Source organism: Mesorhizobium sp. L2C084A000 (assembly GCF_000502875.1).
In the GTDB taxonomy this organism is placed as follows: Bacteria; Pseudomonadota; Alphaproteobacteria; order Rhizobiales; family Rhizobiaceae; genus Mesorhizobium.
Genome location: NZ_AYWX01000002.1, coordinates 47,419 through 61,771 on the forward strand (window position 1 = coordinate 47,419; position 14,353 = coordinate 61,771).

Here is a 14,353-nt window from a genome sequence, read left to right on the forward strand (position 1 = left end):
CTGCTACCCCCGCGCCGCCCAAAGCAAACCCCGCTCCACCATCAGCGCCATTTCCGGCACCGCGAACTCATCCGCCGTGTGACCAAGGGAACTGTAGAAAACCTTCCCCGCCCCATAGCGCCGTTTCCAGACGACCGGCATGACGACGCCGCCTATCCCCGGAAAATGCGCGTCGGTGAAGGTGGTGGTCGCCAGCACCTCGTTGCTTGGGTCGACATGCATGTAATATTGCTCCGACCGGTAGGCGAAATCGCTGATACCTTTTGTGATCGGATCGTCCGGCCGGGTGATGGCGACGTGATAGTCGATGATGTTGCCGGGATGCGCGACCCATTGACCGCCGGTCATGAACTGATAGTCGGGCTCGTTGCGGAAACTGTCGCCCATCGTCCCGTGGAAACCGCCGAGTCCGCTCCCCCCGAGAACCGCATGCGTCAGGTTCTGCAGTTCGGTCTTCTCGATCGTCGACATGGTGATGACGGGCACGATGAGATCGAATGACGACAGCTCCGGATCGGCGAACATCGCCGTGCCCTCGCCCAACGTGACGTCGAAGCCGTTTCGCTCAAGCAAGGTGCGAACGATCTTCGCGCTCTGCTCCGGCGTATGGCCCTCCCAGCCGCCCCAGGCGATCAAGGCCTTCTTTGGCATGGTGTACCTCCCTTGGAGCACTCCGCTTCGATCGATCCGGCGTCAGCGCCAGCCCAGAGCCGGCGCGACATGGGTCAGGATCGCCTCGATGACATGCGCATTATAGTCGACGCCGAGCTGGTTCGGAACGGTGAGCAGCAGCGTGTCGGCCTCGGCGATCGCCTCGTCCTGCGCCAATTCCTTGATCAGCACATCCGGCTCAGCCGCATAGCTGCGCCCGAAGATCGCCTTGGTGTTCTCCTCGATGAAGCCGATCTGGTCGCGGCTTTCGTTGCCGCGGCCGAAATAGGCACGGTCGTGATCGTCGACCAGCGCGAAGATGCTGCGGCTGACCGAGACGCGCGGCTCGCGCTTGTGGCCGGCCGCCTTCCAGGCCTCGCGATAGATGCGGATCTGCTCGGCCTGCTGGATGTGGAACGGCTTGCCGCTCTCGTCGAATTTGAGCGTCGAGCTCTGCAGGTTCATGCCGAGCTTGGCCGCCCATTCCGACGTGGCGTTGGTAGCCGCACCCCACCAGATCCGCTCGCGCAAACCCTCCGAATGCGGCTCGAGGCGCAAGAGGCCGGGCGGATTGGGGAACATCGGCCGCGGATTGGGCTGGGCGAACCCCTCGCCCCGCAGCGTCTCGAGGAATACCTCGGCATGATGCCGCGCCATGTCGGCGTCGCTTTTGCCTTCCGGTGGCGCGTAGCCAAAATGGCGCCAGCCATCGATCACCTGCTCGGGCGAGCCACGGCTGATGCCAAGCTGCAGGCGGCCGCCGGCGATGATGTCGGCGGCACCGGCATCTTCCGCCATGTAGAGCGGATTCTCATAGCGCATGTCGATTACTGCAGTGCCAATCTCGATGCGGCTGGTCTTGGCGCCAACGGCGGCCAGCAGCGGGAACGGCGAAGCGAGTTGGCGGGCGAAATGATGCACGCGGAAATACGCCCCATCCGCGCCAAGCTGTTCGGCGGCGACGGCGAGGTCGATGGATTGCAAAAGCGCGTCCGATGCCGAGCGCACTTGCGATTGCGACGAGGGCGTCCAGTGCCCGAACGACAGGAAACCGATTTTCTTCATAGCCATGCGATATAAGGATGCGCGTCAGGCTTCAATGCCAAAGAGATTTTTCGACGCACCCGATCAAGGCTCATGCATCGCTGTTTTCGAAGGCGCCGATGCCTTGTGCGATAAGGTTGGTCGCCATGACCAATGAGACGATTGCCGCGGAATTGAAGACGACGACCCACCATTTGCCGCCGGTCAGGAAGCCGTAGCCGTCGGCGACGGCCAGTCCCCAGTCGGCCGATGGCGGCTGGATGCCGAGGCCGAGAAAGCTCAGCGTCGCGATCGAAAAGAACGCGTAGCCCAGCCTTGTGACCAGCTCGATCAAGATCGTTTCCCTGATGTTGGGCAGTATCTCCAGAAACATGATGGCGAGCGGGCCCTCGCCGCCAAGCCGCGCAGCGCTGACATAGTCGCGCTCCTTCTGCTCGCGCACGGCGGCGCGGACGGTGCGAGCCACCAGCGGCGCGTAGGCGATGCCGATCACCAGGATGACGGTCAGGTTCGACGGGCCGATCGCCACCAGCGTCATGGTGACGAGAACAATGAACGGAAACGCCATCAGCGTATCGAGCAGCCGCGCGCCGATGGCATCGACCAGGCCGTCGAAATAGCCGAGCACCAGACCGATGATGCTGCCGGCGGCAACGCCGGCCAGCGTCGCCAGCGGCGCAACCAGCAGGATATCGCGCGATCCGACGACTATGCGGGACAGCACGTCGCGGCCGAGATGATCGGTGCCGAACCAGTGCAGCGCATCGGGCGGCGTCAGCATCGCCAGAAAATCCTCGGCATAGGGATCGTAGGGAACGAAGAGGTTGCCGAACAGTGCGCAAACGACCCAGAACAGAAGCAGCAGCGATCCGACCACGACCGACGGGGCCAGTCCGGAGAAAACACTGCGGATCCTGCGCACTGCCGGAAAGCCGGCCACCGCGCGCCGTGGTGCGGGAAACTCCGCCAGATCCGTCATGGCGAGGTCCGGCGGCGTTGCCGCGGATCGAGCAGCGCCAGCACGAGGTCGCCGGCCGCCGCCGACAGCACGAAGATTGCCGCCATCACCAGCACGCCGGCCTCGAGCATCGGGAAATCGCGTGCCTTGGCCGCATTCAGAACCAGATTGCCAAGCCCCTGGATGCCGAACAGCGCCTCGATCACCACCAGCCCGCCAAGCATGTAGCCGGTCTGCGTCGCCAGCACCGCGATGGTCGGCGTCAGCGCGTTGCGCAGCACGTGCCGAAAGATGATCTCGCGCCGCTCCAGCCCTTTCAGGACGGCGGTGCGCGTATAGTCGGCGGCCATTGCCTCGATCACCCCTGCCCGCGTCATCCGGGCGATGTAGCCGGCAAGGTTCAGCACCAGCGGCAGCGCCGGCAGGATCAGATAATAGCCATGCGTCCAGAAGCCCGCGCCATCGGGCGCAACGCCGGAGATCGGGAACCAGTTCAGCCACAGGCCGAAGAGGATAAGGAGCATCAGCCCGGAAACGAAATCAGGCACGATGCCGAAGGAAACGCCCGCCATCACGATCAGCCGGTCGATCAGGCGGCCGGCATTGAGACCCGCGATGACGCCGGCCCCTACACCAAGCGGCACGAGAAAAATCAGAATAATGCCGGCAAGGGCAGCAGAGCGCTTGAGGCTTTCGAGCACGAACGGCGCCACCGGCCCGCGCATAGACAACGAGGTGCCGAAGTCACCGGTCACGGCCTTGCTGAACCATAGCCAGTACTGGACGAGAATCGGCTGGTCGGCGCCGAGCCGCTTGTTCAGTTCCGCCACCGCCTGCGCGTCGGCAAACGGACCGAGCATCACGCGGCCGACATCGCCGGGCAGGACCTGCCCGGCGAAGAACACCAGGATGCTGACCAGCCACAGCGTGAGGACAAGTGTGCCCACACGCGTTGACAAAGTGCGGCCCGTCAGCATGTCTCGATCATGCCTGGACGAAGGAAACGCGGTCGAGCAGCAGATGCGAGATCGCCGTGAAGCGCACGCCCTCGACCTTGGAGCTGACGATTCGGCTGTATTGCGAGAAGTAGCTGATGATCGCCGGCGTTTCGTCGAGCAGCAAGGTCTGGATCTTGCCGGCAACGAGGCGCTGTGCCTGCAGATCACGCGCCTTCGAGTAATCGAGCAGCAGCGCATCATAGGCCGGGTTGTTGAAATGCGCCGCGTTCCAGGCTCCCGAACTCTTCAGCGTGGCGTTGAGGAAGATGTCGGGAGTGCCGCGATGGCCGTAGTCGGTGATGCCGAGCACCGAATCCAGCCATGGTGAGCTGCCGAAGGTCGCCGAGCCGTAATAGGCGTCCTGCGGCAGGACATTGAGCTTGATGTCGATGCCGGCCTTCCTGGCGAAGTTCTGGATGATCACCGCATAGTCGGGAATGTCATAGGCGCGTTCGGTGGTCAGCGTCACCTCGAAGCCGTTGGGCACGCCCGCCTCGCCAAGCAGGCGCTTGGCCTCGGCAATGTCTTGCTTGCGCTGCGGCACCGATGGATCGGCCGATGGGAAGATCGGCGCGAACGGGGTGTCGTTGCCGACGATGGCGCGGCCCTTCAGCAGGCCCTTGACGATCGCCTCGCGATCGAGCGTGAGCGCCAGCGCGCGGCGGACCCGCTTGTCGGTGAACGGAGCCTGGTCGGTTCTGAGATGCACCTGGTCATGCGAGCTTGCCTGCACGCTGAGCAGCTTGAAGTTGGGATTGCCTTCGATCGCGAGTTCCAGGCGCGTCGTGCTCGGGATGACGTCGAGCTGGCCGGCCTGCAGCGCCAGCACCTGCGCCTGCTCGTCGTCGAAAAACTTGATCTCGACCCGGTCGGGCAGCGCCTTGTCGCCCCAGTAGTCCTCATTGCGCACGAAGCTGGCGCCTTGCTTGGGACGGAAGGATTCCAGCTTGAACGGACCCGTGCCGTTGAAATTCTTCTCGAAATCGCCGGCATAGTCGGCCGGCAGGATCACGGCATTGTAGACGTCTGAGGAGACATAGAAGGGGAAGTTGCTGTTTGGGCCGTCGAGATCGAAGGCGACGGTTTCGTCGTCGACCAGCTTGGCGCCGCCCTTGGACAGGATGCCCTTGTAGGCCGACAGGGCCGACGAGCCGCTGGCCGGATCGACCAGCCGCTCGAAGCTCGCCACAACATCCCTAGCGGTGACCGCGCGACCATCGTGGAATTTCACCCCTGGCCGCAATTTGAAGGTCCAGCGACTGGCCGTCTCGTTTGCCTCCCAGGACAGAGCGAGCTTCGGCTGCAGACCATCCTTCGGATCGTCGAGGATCAGATACTCGCCGACCTGGCTGATCACCCCGATGCTGGCCGGATCGGTCACCGAAACCGGATCGATCGCCTTGGTCGGCTGGCCGAGCCCGACGCGAACCGTGCCGCCGGCAGCAGTCGCGGCGCGTGCGCCTCCAAGCCCCTGCGAGGCGGCAAAGCCGGTCAGGCCGAGCAGTGCGGCGTATTTCAGGAGATCGCGGCGCTTGAGAAAGCCGCCCTGATATTCGTCGACGGCGACATTCCAGATGTCCCCCGACAGGTTGCGAACTGCGTCGATATCTCTGCGTTTGGTCATGTTAAACCCCTGCTCTGAAATGAAGATTGAAAAGCTATGCGACGGGTTCGCCGTCGAGATGGATGCGGTCGACGGCCTGCGGATAGAAGGCGATGAGCCCTTTGATCTTCGGCATTTCCTCTATCGGATCCCGGTAGCTCCAGGCGATGTCCGGGCGCACCGTTCCGTCGCTCAGCAGGCCGGACCAGTAGGAGGCGATGCCCTTGTAAGGACATCGCGTCGTTGTGACGGACGCCGTCAGCCGCTCCAGCCGGATGTCTTCCGCCGGCAGATAGAAACGCGTCGGCAGATGCGTCTCGAACAGCAGAACCGGACGGTGGCTGTCGGCGATTGGCTCGCCGTCGAACCAGATTTGCACATGGCTGGAGCTCTGCAGCACATCGATGCGCGCATACGGGTCTCGAGCGTGGACGAAGACTTCTTCATCCTCCTCGAACCACTGGTCGACGGCCTTCCAGGTGAAGGCGATGCGGCCAGCCAGCGGCGACAGGTTTTCATCCGGCGGCGAAACGAACGCCCAGGCCGCGTTGGCGCTGCGCCTGTCACCGGTATCAATATCCCAATAGGCTGTCTCGCCACCGACCGGATGCGGTTCGCGATGCAATGAGGGTCTCAGCACCGACGGGTCGACCGCTGACGGCGGGAAGAAATAGATCGGCAGGAAATGGTTGGAGCGCAACACCAGCACGTTGCGGCTGTCGGCGATGGTGCGGCCGCCGAATTTGACACGCACGCGCTTGGGGCTGTGCAGGACATTGACGAGCTGCGGCGCGGTGGCTTCGCGGGGCTGCAATCTTGGTGCAACGGTCATGATCGTTCTCCCGGCCTGACGTCAGGACACCGCGCGCGCATTGTCGCGCTGTTCGGCGAAGCGATTGGCTGGTCGCGCCAGGCCGAAGCGGTCGCGCAACGTTCCCGGCGCGTATTCGAGGGGGAATACGCCGCGCCGCTGCAGCTCCGGAACCACCTGTTCGGCGAAATTCACCCAGTCCTCGGGCAGCAGCGGGAACATCAGGTTGAAGCCATCGGCGGCACCCGAAACGAACCAGTCCTGCAATTGGTCGGCGATCTGTACCGGCGTGCCGGCGACGGTCGGCACCGAACCGCTGTTGGCAAGCTTGCGGGCGATCTCGCGCAGGCTGAGATTCTGCTTCGCCCACTGCTTGACCCGGTTGAGCGACGTGCGTCCGCCATTGAACGTGCTCTCGTCCGGCAGAGGCGGCAATGGCCCGTCCGGCGGGAACAGCGACAGGTCCAACCCGCTCCAGCTGGACAGAAGGTCGATGCCGACCTGATCGGGAAGCAAGGTCTGCAGATATTCCTGCTTTTCCCGGCCTTCCGCCTCGGAGGCGGCGACAACAGGCAGGATGCCGGGCAGGATCTTGAAGCTCTCCGGCCGCCTGCCGTGGCGGGCCAGCCGCTCGTTGATATCCTGACGGTATTTGATGCCATCCTCCTTGGTGCTGTAGATGGCGAAGTGCGCATCGGCCTGGGCGGTGGCGAAGTTCTTGCCGTCTTCGGAGGATCCGGCCTGGACGATCAGCGGATGACCTTGCGGCGGCCGCGAGACGTTGAGCGGCCCGCGCACCTTGAAATGCTTGCCCTTATGGTCGATGGGGTGGACCTTGTCGGGATCGGCGAAATAGCCCGACGCCTTGTCGATCAGCAGCGCCTCGTCTTCCCAACTGTCCCACAGCGCTTTGACGATATCGAGGAATTCGGCCGCGCGCTCATAGCGGAATGCATGTTCGATATTGCCGTCGCGGCCGAAATTGCGCGCCTCCTCGTCCATAGCCGAGGTGACGACGTTCCAAGACGCCCTGCCCTTGCTGATATGGTCGAGCGACGCGAACATGCGCGCCACATTGTAGGGCTCGCTGTAGGAGCTCGACGCCGTGGTGATCAGGCCGATATGCTTGGTCACGCCGGCTAGCGCCGACAACAGCGTCAGCGGTTCGAGGCGGGCATTGGCATAGTGGGCAACGCCGCTCTTGACCGAATCCCAGATCGACACGTGGTCGGCGACGAAGATGGTGTCGATCCTGGCGCGCTCGGCCGCCTGCACGAGATCGCGGTAGAACTCGAAGTCCAGCACTTCCCGGCCCGGTGCCCGCGGATGGCGCCACGACATTCGATGATCGCCCTGCGGGTTGAAGAAGAATGCGCTGAGGATCATGTGGTCTCGAGCCATGCCGGCCTCCTTCCAGATCTGCTCCGGAGACCGTCGCGCTGCTTCGGCAGGCGGCGACAATCTCTGCTGATCCGAGAAAGGTAGATTGCGCTCCGGCTTAATCCGAGTAATTTTATAGAGATAATGCGTTGCGAAAGCGGAAGCGATTGCCCTCGATCGCAGCCCGCGAAGAAAGTGGTTTCAAGTCCCCATGTCCTCCTCGGTTCTGAACGTCGACCAGCTGTCCATCGCCTATGACGGGCACAAGGGATCGCATCCCGCCGTCAGCGGCGTGTCGCTGCATATAGGCGAAGGCGAAGCGCTCGGCCTGGTCGGCGAGTCGGGATCTGGGAAAAGCTCGGTGGCGCTCGCCATCCTGCGCTATCTGCCGAAGAATGCCCGCATGGCGGTGTCAGCGCTCGAATTCCAGGGCCGGGAAATCCGCGACCTCTCCGCCGAGCAGCTGCGCCAGCTCCGGGGAAATCACATCGCCGCCGTCTACCAGCATCCGGGCGCGGCCCTCAATCCGAGCATGACGATCGGCCGGCAGATCACCGAAACGATCATGCGGCACCGCCCGGTTCGCCCCGACGAGGCGCGCGAGCGTGCCGCGGAACTGCTCGGACGGGTCCGCGTCAGCCATCCGGAGCGTGTGCTGGATCTCTATCCGCACGAATCGTCCGGTGGCATGCAGCAGCGCGCCAACATCGCCATTGCGATTGCGCTCGATCCGTCGCTGCTGGTGCTGGACGAGCCAACGACGGCGCTCGATGCCAGCGTCCAGTCCGAGATCATCGCCATCCTGCATGACCTTCGCAAGGATCACAAAACCAGCATCCTGCTGATCAGCCACGACATCCATATGATCCGCTGCTCCTGCGACCGTGTGGCGGTAATGCAGGAGGGCACGGTGGTCGAGAGCGGCGCCGTCGGCGATGTATTCGACAACCCCTCTCATGCCTACACAAAGGCGCTCATCGCCTCGATCCCGGCGCTCAACTACACCAAGCGGGACGGAAGACTGGCGGAGACGGACGGCATGCCAGCGCACCCCACAGCCCAAGGCGAAGACGCCGGCTTGCCAAAAGAACGCCGGATCGCGATCGCCTGCAAAGGCATCAGTCATGCCTTCGGCAGCCAGCCAGTGCTGCACGGCATCGATCTCGACATCGGCCAAGGCGAAACCTTCGGGCTGATCGGCGAGTCCGGTTCCGGCAAGTCGACCCTGGCACGCATCGTCACCGGCCTGCAGACGCCCAGCGCCGGATCGGTCGAGCTGTTCGGCAGAACGGTCGCGCCGCGCGTCGAGAAGAGAAACCTTGCCGAACGCCGCGACGTGCAGATGGTCTTCCAGTCGCCGGATCGCACGCTCAACCCGCGCCAGCGGATCGGCAGGATCCTTGGCCGCCCGTTGCGGCGGCTCGCCGGGCTGCGCGGCAGTGAGGTGAGAGCGCGCGTCAGCGACCTGCTGCAATCGGTCCGCCTCGCCGGCGCCACGGCCGAGCAGAAATCGCGGTCGCTTTCCGGCGGACAACGGCAACGGGCGGCGATCGCGCGCGCCTTCGCCGGCGTGCCGAAGGTCCTCGTGCTCGACGAACCCACCTCCGCACTCGACGTCTCGGTCCAGGCGACAGTGCTCAACCTGCTCAACGACCTGCAGCGCGACAAGGACACCACCTATCTGTTCATCAGCCACGACCTCAGGGTGGTGCGCTACATGGCCGACAGAATTGGCGTGCTCTATCGCGGCCGCTTGGTCGAGACAGGCTCATCCGACCAGATCTTTCGCGGCCCGAACCACCCCTACACCGCACTGCTTCTGGCGGCATCTTCCGATGAGGCCGCGCCAAAGCTTTCCGCTTCGGTCGAGACAGAGGCCACCGGCATCCCGAACACGGGATGCTCCTTCGCCGACCGCTGCCCGCTGGTCCTGCCCGACTGCAGAAAGGCAGAGTCGCCCGCTAACGAGGTCGCGCACGGCCACCGGATCGCCTGCTGGCGGCACAGCCAGGGTTTTTGAGCGGCTCAACAGCAGCCCGAAGGCCCGCGGCAGTTCGGTTTTAGCGGCAGGCGCGATGCGATGCCGGGATTGTCGCAGCATTGGAATCCAGCTTGCAAAAGCCATCTTTTGAGGCCAGCCTAGACGGATGATGGCACGCCGGTCGCCAAAACATATTCTTGTCATGCTGCTCGCGGTATTCCTGACCGCCGGGTTCAGCCTGTCTGCCGCTCAGGCGAGCGTCATGTCGGCGAAGATGATGATGACGACTGGCAGCGGCATGCCTGCCGGCACCGGCATGGCCAGGATGGCCGACACCGCCATGAATGGCGATTGTAGCGCGTGCCTCAAGGGCGCCGCCGACAGTGGCAAATCGATGCATTGTCCGCCGACCTGCGTCGCACCGGTGCTCGCGGTGTTGCCGCTCGAGTTCGCGGCGATGACTTTGACCCGGGCATCGCTGCCGTCGGCACTGCCGACCCCGTTCCTTCATGGGCGAAGTTCCTTGCCCGACCCATTCCCTCCCAAATCCACCGATCTCGTCTGACGCAGTTTCAGCCGCCTCGCGGCTGACTTCTGGCGTTTGATTACCGCTGGCGCTTTGCGCCGGCGAGCACACGGCAACTCGACGTCGAGAGGCTCGCCGTCGATCGAGATCGCAAAGGGCTTGAGAGTGAGTATCGATTTCAGTCATTCCATTTCACGCCGCAGGTTTGTCCTCGCGGCGGCGGGCGTTGCGGCGGCCACCGTAGTGCGCCCCGTATCGTCGATGGCATCCGCCGTCGATGAGCGCCGCATAAGGATGGCGCCGGGCCAGGCCATGTTCACCGGCGCTAGCGGTCCGCTTACGCCTGTCTGGACCTATGATGGGACGGTCCCAGGCCCGGTGCTGCGCTTACGCCAAGGCCAGCCCGCCCGTATCGTCGTCGAGAACGGATTGAACGAGGACACGACAGTCCACTGGCATGGCATCCGCCTGCAAAACGCCATGGACGGCGTGCCCGGCCTGACACAGCCGCCGATCAAGCCGGGGACAGATTGCGTCTATGAATTCACGCCGCCCGACGCCGGCACCTTCTGGTACCATCCGCATGCCAACAGCCTCGTGCAGCTCGGCCGCGGGCTGGCCGGCGTCCTCGTTGTCGAGGAGACCGAACCTGTCGCCGTCGACCGCGACCTCCTGTGGTTGCTGCAGGACTGGCGGCTTGCCGACGACGGGCAGATGGCCCTCGGCTTCGGCAGCGCGATGGACGCGGCGATGTCCGGCCGCGTCGGCAACGTCGTCACCATCAACGGCACGGCGCCGGCCGACCAGAGCGCAAGGGCGGGCGAACGCGTCAGGCTGCGGCTGGCCAATGCCTCGCTCGCCCGCATCATGGCGTTGCGCTTCGAAGGCCACCGCCCGGTCGTCGTGGCGATCGACGGCCAGCCCTGTGATCCGCACGAACCGGATGACGGCCGTCTTGTTCTGGCACCCGCCATGCGCATCGATGTCATGATCGACACGCAGGGCGACCCGGGCAAGCGTTACGCGGTGATCGACGACTTCTATGACGGTCTCGCCTATACGCTGACCACGCTTGCCTATGACAGCGCATCGCCGCTTCGGACCCATCCTCTCGACACGCCGCTTGGCCTGCCGCGCAACCCGTTGCAGCAACCCGATCTCGCAAGCGCCGAACGTCAGGAGATCGTCCTGCAGGGCGGCATGATGGGTGGCGGCAAGCTCGCCGGCGTCGGCGGCATGATGGGCATGGCGACACCCGGCATGAAGGGTGGCGCGGCCTGGGCGATCAACGGCATGTCGATGACCGGTGACGGCCACGCCGGCATGGCGCCGCAGTTCACCTTGCCGCGCGGCGCAACCTGTCATCTCACCATGCGCAACGAAACCGCCTGGTGGCACCCGATGCACATCCACGGCTTCAGCATGCTGGTGCTTGCGCGCAACGGTTCGCCGGTGACGCACCGGCAATGGCAGGACACGGTGCTGCTCGCCCCCAAGGACACGATCGAATGCGCTTTCGTCGCCGACAATCCAGGCGACTGGATGCTGCACTGCCATGTCGCCGACCACCAGATGGCCGGCCTCATGACGGTGTTTCGAGTGACCTGATTTTCTCGTCAAACAACGTCAAGACAACAAGGAGAACTGCGATGAAACTGACTTACTCCCTCGCCGCCTTAGCGGTCGCGATCGCCATGCCGCTGCCAGCTGTCGCGGCGACCATCAACGCGGTGATGTACAAGAACCCGCAATGCAGCTGCTGCGAATCCTATGCCAACTATCTGGAACACAACGGCTTCAAGGTCGACATCAAGCCGGTCAACAACCTGTCCCAGATCAGCAGCGATGCCGGCGTGCCGGCCGACCTCGAAGGCTGCCACACGCTGATGGTCGACGGCTATGTCGTCGATGGCTTGGTGCCGGTCGATATCGTCAAGAAACTGCTGACGGAGCGGCCCGCCATCACCGGCATCACGCTAGCCGGCATGCCGACCGGCGCTCCCGGCATGGGTGGCGAGAAGGCCGGCCCGTTCATCGTCTACGCCTTCACCAAGGACGGCAAGGCGCCCACCGTCTACGCGACGGACTGAAAGGCAACCGCGATGTCTGCCGATATGTCGGATTGCCCTGCCCGAACCTGGCTCGCCATGATGTTCCGGTCCTTCGCACGGCCTCGTGTCCTGCTTTTGCGCCATTTCGCATACAAGGACATGAGTTTGTGCTAATATACAATGGCCATGCACCTTCGTGCGTGACCAACCAATGGGAGGATGCAATGAAAACCATAAATCGCAGGTCTGCAATTGCTCTCGGTGTGACGGCCGCCGCGATTACGCCTCTGTTCACCCTGGCGGCATCCGCGAAGGTCAAGAAATACGGCCCGAAGGAAGGCAAGGAGATTGCGCCCGGTGTAAGGGTGGTGGAGGTCGGCACCGGCGACTCCGACATCGCCGCTTACAAGAGCATCGCGATCGTCGATGTGGTGTTTCAGCCCGGAGCGCACGCTTCCGCGATGATGATGGACAACGACATGGTATGCACCATCACTTCAGGCGCGTTCACCATCAAGAAGGCAGACAAGGAATTCAAGCTCAAGACGGGTGACATGTACACCTGCGCCAAGGGCAAGACCGACGAGGCGACGAATACAAGCAAAGAGGTCGGCGTGCATCGTATCGCCGTCCTGATACCTGCGTAGCAGTTGGAGTTCCGGCCGGACAGGCGGCTTGCATGCTGTCCGGCCGTCGTTTGCGTATCGCCGGGTGCTAGCCTCGTCCGGCATGATTGGGCCTACCACAAGCGCCTACGCCATTTCGGGGCGTTTTGAACCCTCGCGGATGGCCTTGTGCACGCCGCGCTGCAGATCCATGAATGCAGGGCTTTCCATCACCTCTTCGCGGCGCGGGCGCTCGATATCGACGTTGAAGGTCTGGGTGATGCGGCCCGGGCCGATGCCCATGACGACGATGCGGTCCGACAGATAGACGGCCTCCTCCACATCATGGGTGACAAACAGGACGGTCAACCTGTGTTCCTCCCAGATCTGGGTGAGCAGTTCCTGCATCTGGTGCCGGGTCAAGGCATCGAGCGCGCCGAAGGGCTCGTCCATCAACAGCATCTTGGGCCGGTAGGAAAGCGCGCGCGCAATGGCGACGCGCTGTTTCATGCCGCCCGAGAGTTCGGCCGGGTAGCGGTCGGCGCTGTCGGACAGCTTGACGAGTTCGAGATGCTCCAGCGCGATCCTGCGGCAGGTCGGGCGATCGTAGCCGGCGGCCTTGAGGGCAAACTCGATGTTCTGCCGCGCCGTCAGCCAGGGAAGCAGCGTGTAGGACTGGAAGACGACGCCACGGTCGAGACCCGGCTGCAGGATCGGCGCGCCGTCGATGCTGAGATCGCCCGCGTCGAAGTCCTGCAGTCCGGCAACGATCGACAGCAGCGTGCTCTTGCCGCAGCCCGACGTACCGACCAGGGACACAAACTCGTTGTCGGCAAGATCGAGGTTGATATCGCGCAGCACTTCCGTGCGCCGTTCGCCCGTGCCGAAGCTCTTGCGGAGGCCGGCGATCCGCAATTTGGGGAAACTCATCGGCTGGACCTCATTGCGAGCGGCCCTCTTGCTTGAACAGCACCTTCTCCAGCGCCTTCATCACCTGGTCGGTGATGAGGCCAAGCAGGCCAAGCAGCAGGATGTAGCCGATGATCGTGTTGGTCTGGAAATAGCGCTGCGACACGGTGATGCGATAGCCGAGCCCCGAAGTCGCGGCGACAAGTTCGGCCAGCACCAGCCAGGTCCATGCCCAGCCCAGGCTGATGCGCAGCGTATCCCAGATACCCGGCAAGGCGCTGGGGACGACGATGCGCGTCAGGATCTTGCGATCCGGCAGGCCGAGTGTGCGCCCAAGGCCGATGAAATCGGTGGGAACCCGTTTGACGTTGTCCATGATCATAAGGACCTGCTGGAAGAAGGTGCCGATGAAGATGATCAGGAACTTCTGCGAATCTCCGGTGCCGGCCCAAAGAATGGAGAGCGGCACGAAAGCGACGACCGGCATGTAGCGGATGAAATCAACCAGCGGCTCGATGGCCGCTTCCCAAGAACGGAAACTGCCAATCAGAACGCCGATCGGTATCGACAGTACCGAGGCGATGAGGAAGCCGATGGAGATGCGATACATCGAGGCTTTGAGGTCCAGCCACAACGTGCCGTCGGCAGCGAGCTTGGCGATCTGCGTCGCGACGCTGCCCGGCGAAGGCAGGAAGATCGGCTTTACCAACCCCAGTCCGGTCGCCGCCCACCAGGCAAGGCCCAGCCCAACGAACACGGCCACCGCGATGATCAGAAAGCGCGACCTGGCGATGGGCACGCCGATCCCGGAGGATCGGCGGCGCCTCGCCTGTTTC

Annotated in this window: 14 protein-coding genes; 5 read left to right on the forward strand and 9 right to left on the reverse strand. The window is 63.7% G+C overall.

Annotation, left to right across the window (positions count from 1 at the left end; all coding sequences use genetic code 11):
- Positions 1 to 3: 3 nt before the first annotated feature.
- From X735_RS160955 to X735_RS160925, 7 genes are all read right to left on the reverse strand, one after another.
- Complete coding sequence (locus tag X735_RS160955) at positions 4 to 651, reverse strand: ThuA domain-containing protein (RefSeq protein ID WP_023809377.1); 648 nt, start codon at positions 649 to 651, stop codon at positions 4 to 6.
- A gap of 42 nt (positions 652 to 693) precedes the next feature.
- The gene (locus X735_RS160950; protein WP_023809378.1) at positions 694 to 1,716 is read right to left on the reverse strand and encodes an LLM class flavin-dependent oxidoreductase; all 1,023 of its coding nucleotides are present in this window, start codon (positions 1,714 to 1,716) and stop codon (positions 694 to 696) included.
- A 70-nt stretch (positions 1,717 to 1,786) separates the two neighbouring features.
- The gene (locus X735_RS160945; protein ID WP_023809379.1) at positions 1,787 to 2,674 is read right to left on the reverse strand and encodes an ABC transporter permease; all 888 of its coding nucleotides are present in this window, start codon (positions 2,672 to 2,674) and stop codon (positions 1,787 to 1,789) included.
- Positions 2,671 to 3,630, reverse strand: coding sequence for an ABC transporter permease (locus tag X735_RS160940; protein WP_023809380.1), 960 nt, complete (start codon positions 3,628 to 3,630; stop codon positions 2,671 to 2,673). Before X735_RS160940 ends, X735_RS160945 begins: the two co-directional genes overlap by 4 nt.
- Before the next feature lie 7 nt (positions 3,631 to 3,637).
- Complete coding sequence (locus X735_RS160935; protein WP_023809381.1) at positions 3,638 to 5,275, reverse strand: ABC transporter substrate-binding protein; 1,638 nt, start codon at positions 5,273 to 5,275, stop codon at positions 3,638 to 3,640.
- A gap of 34 nt (positions 5,276 to 5,309) precedes the next feature.
- A complete protein-coding gene (locus X735_RS160930) occupies positions 5,310 to 6,086 on the reverse strand; it encodes a DUF427 domain-containing protein (RefSeq protein WP_023809382.1) in 777 nt (258 codons plus the stop codon).
- A 21-nt stretch (positions 6,087 to 6,107) separates the two neighbouring features.
- On the reverse strand, positions 6,108 to 7,466 hold the full coding sequence (locus X735_RS160925) for an LLM class flavin-dependent oxidoreductase (protein ID WP_023809383.1): 1,359 nt from the start codon (positions 7,464 to 7,466) through the stop codon (positions 6,108 to 6,110).
- A 190-nt stretch (positions 7,467 to 7,656) separates the two neighbouring features.
- Here X735_RS160925 and X735_RS160920 point away from each other — a divergent pair, with 190 nt between their 5' ends.
- From X735_RS160920 to X735_RS160900, 5 genes are all read left to right on the forward strand, one after another.
- On the forward strand, positions 7,657 to 9,465 hold the full coding sequence (locus tag X735_RS160920) for an ABC transporter ATP-binding protein (RefSeq protein WP_023809384.1): 1,809 nt from the start codon (positions 7,657 to 7,659) through the stop codon (positions 9,463 to 9,465).
- 163 nt (positions 9,466 to 9,628) lie between these two features.
- The gene (locus X735_RS160915; RefSeq protein ID WP_245273081.1) at positions 9,629 to 9,991 is read left to right on the forward strand and encodes a hypothetical protein; all 363 of its coding nucleotides are present in this window, start codon (positions 9,629 to 9,631) and stop codon (positions 9,989 to 9,991) included.
- Between the two features lie 222 nt (positions 9,992 to 10,213).
- The gene (locus X735_RS160910) at positions 10,214 to 11,560 is read left to right on the forward strand and encodes a multicopper oxidase family protein (protein ID WP_245273082.1); all 1,347 of its coding nucleotides are present in this window, start codon (positions 10,214 to 10,216) and stop codon (positions 11,558 to 11,560) included.
- 41 nt (positions 11,561 to 11,601) lie between these two features.
- Positions 11,602 to 12,042: a DUF411 domain-containing protein gene (locus X735_RS160905; protein WP_023809387.1), complete on the forward strand. Its 441-nt coding sequence runs from the start codon at positions 11,602 to 11,604 to the stop codon at positions 12,040 to 12,042.
- A 161-nt stretch (positions 12,043 to 12,203) separates the two neighbouring features.
- Positions 12,204 to 12,650: a hypothetical protein gene (locus tag X735_RS160900; protein WP_245273084.1), complete on the forward strand. Its 447-nt coding sequence runs from the start codon at positions 12,204 to 12,206 to the stop codon at positions 12,648 to 12,650.
- 105 nt (positions 12,651 to 12,755) lie between these two features.
- On the opposite strand, the gene X735_RS160895 is transcribed toward X735_RS160900, so the two are convergent.
- Together X735_RS160895 and X735_RS160890 are read right to left on the reverse strand one after the other, a co-directional pair.
- Complete coding sequence (locus tag X735_RS160895; RefSeq protein WP_023809389.1) at positions 12,756 to 13,538, reverse strand: ABC transporter ATP-binding protein; 783 nt, start codon at positions 13,536 to 13,538, stop codon at positions 12,756 to 12,758.
- A gap of 10 nt (positions 13,539 to 13,548) precedes the next feature.
- A complete protein-coding gene (locus X735_RS160890) occupies positions 13,549 to 14,316 on the reverse strand; it encodes an ABC transporter permease (protein WP_031212557.1) in 768 nt (255 codons plus the stop codon).
- Between the last annotated feature and the right edge of the window lie 37 nt (positions 14,317 to 14,353).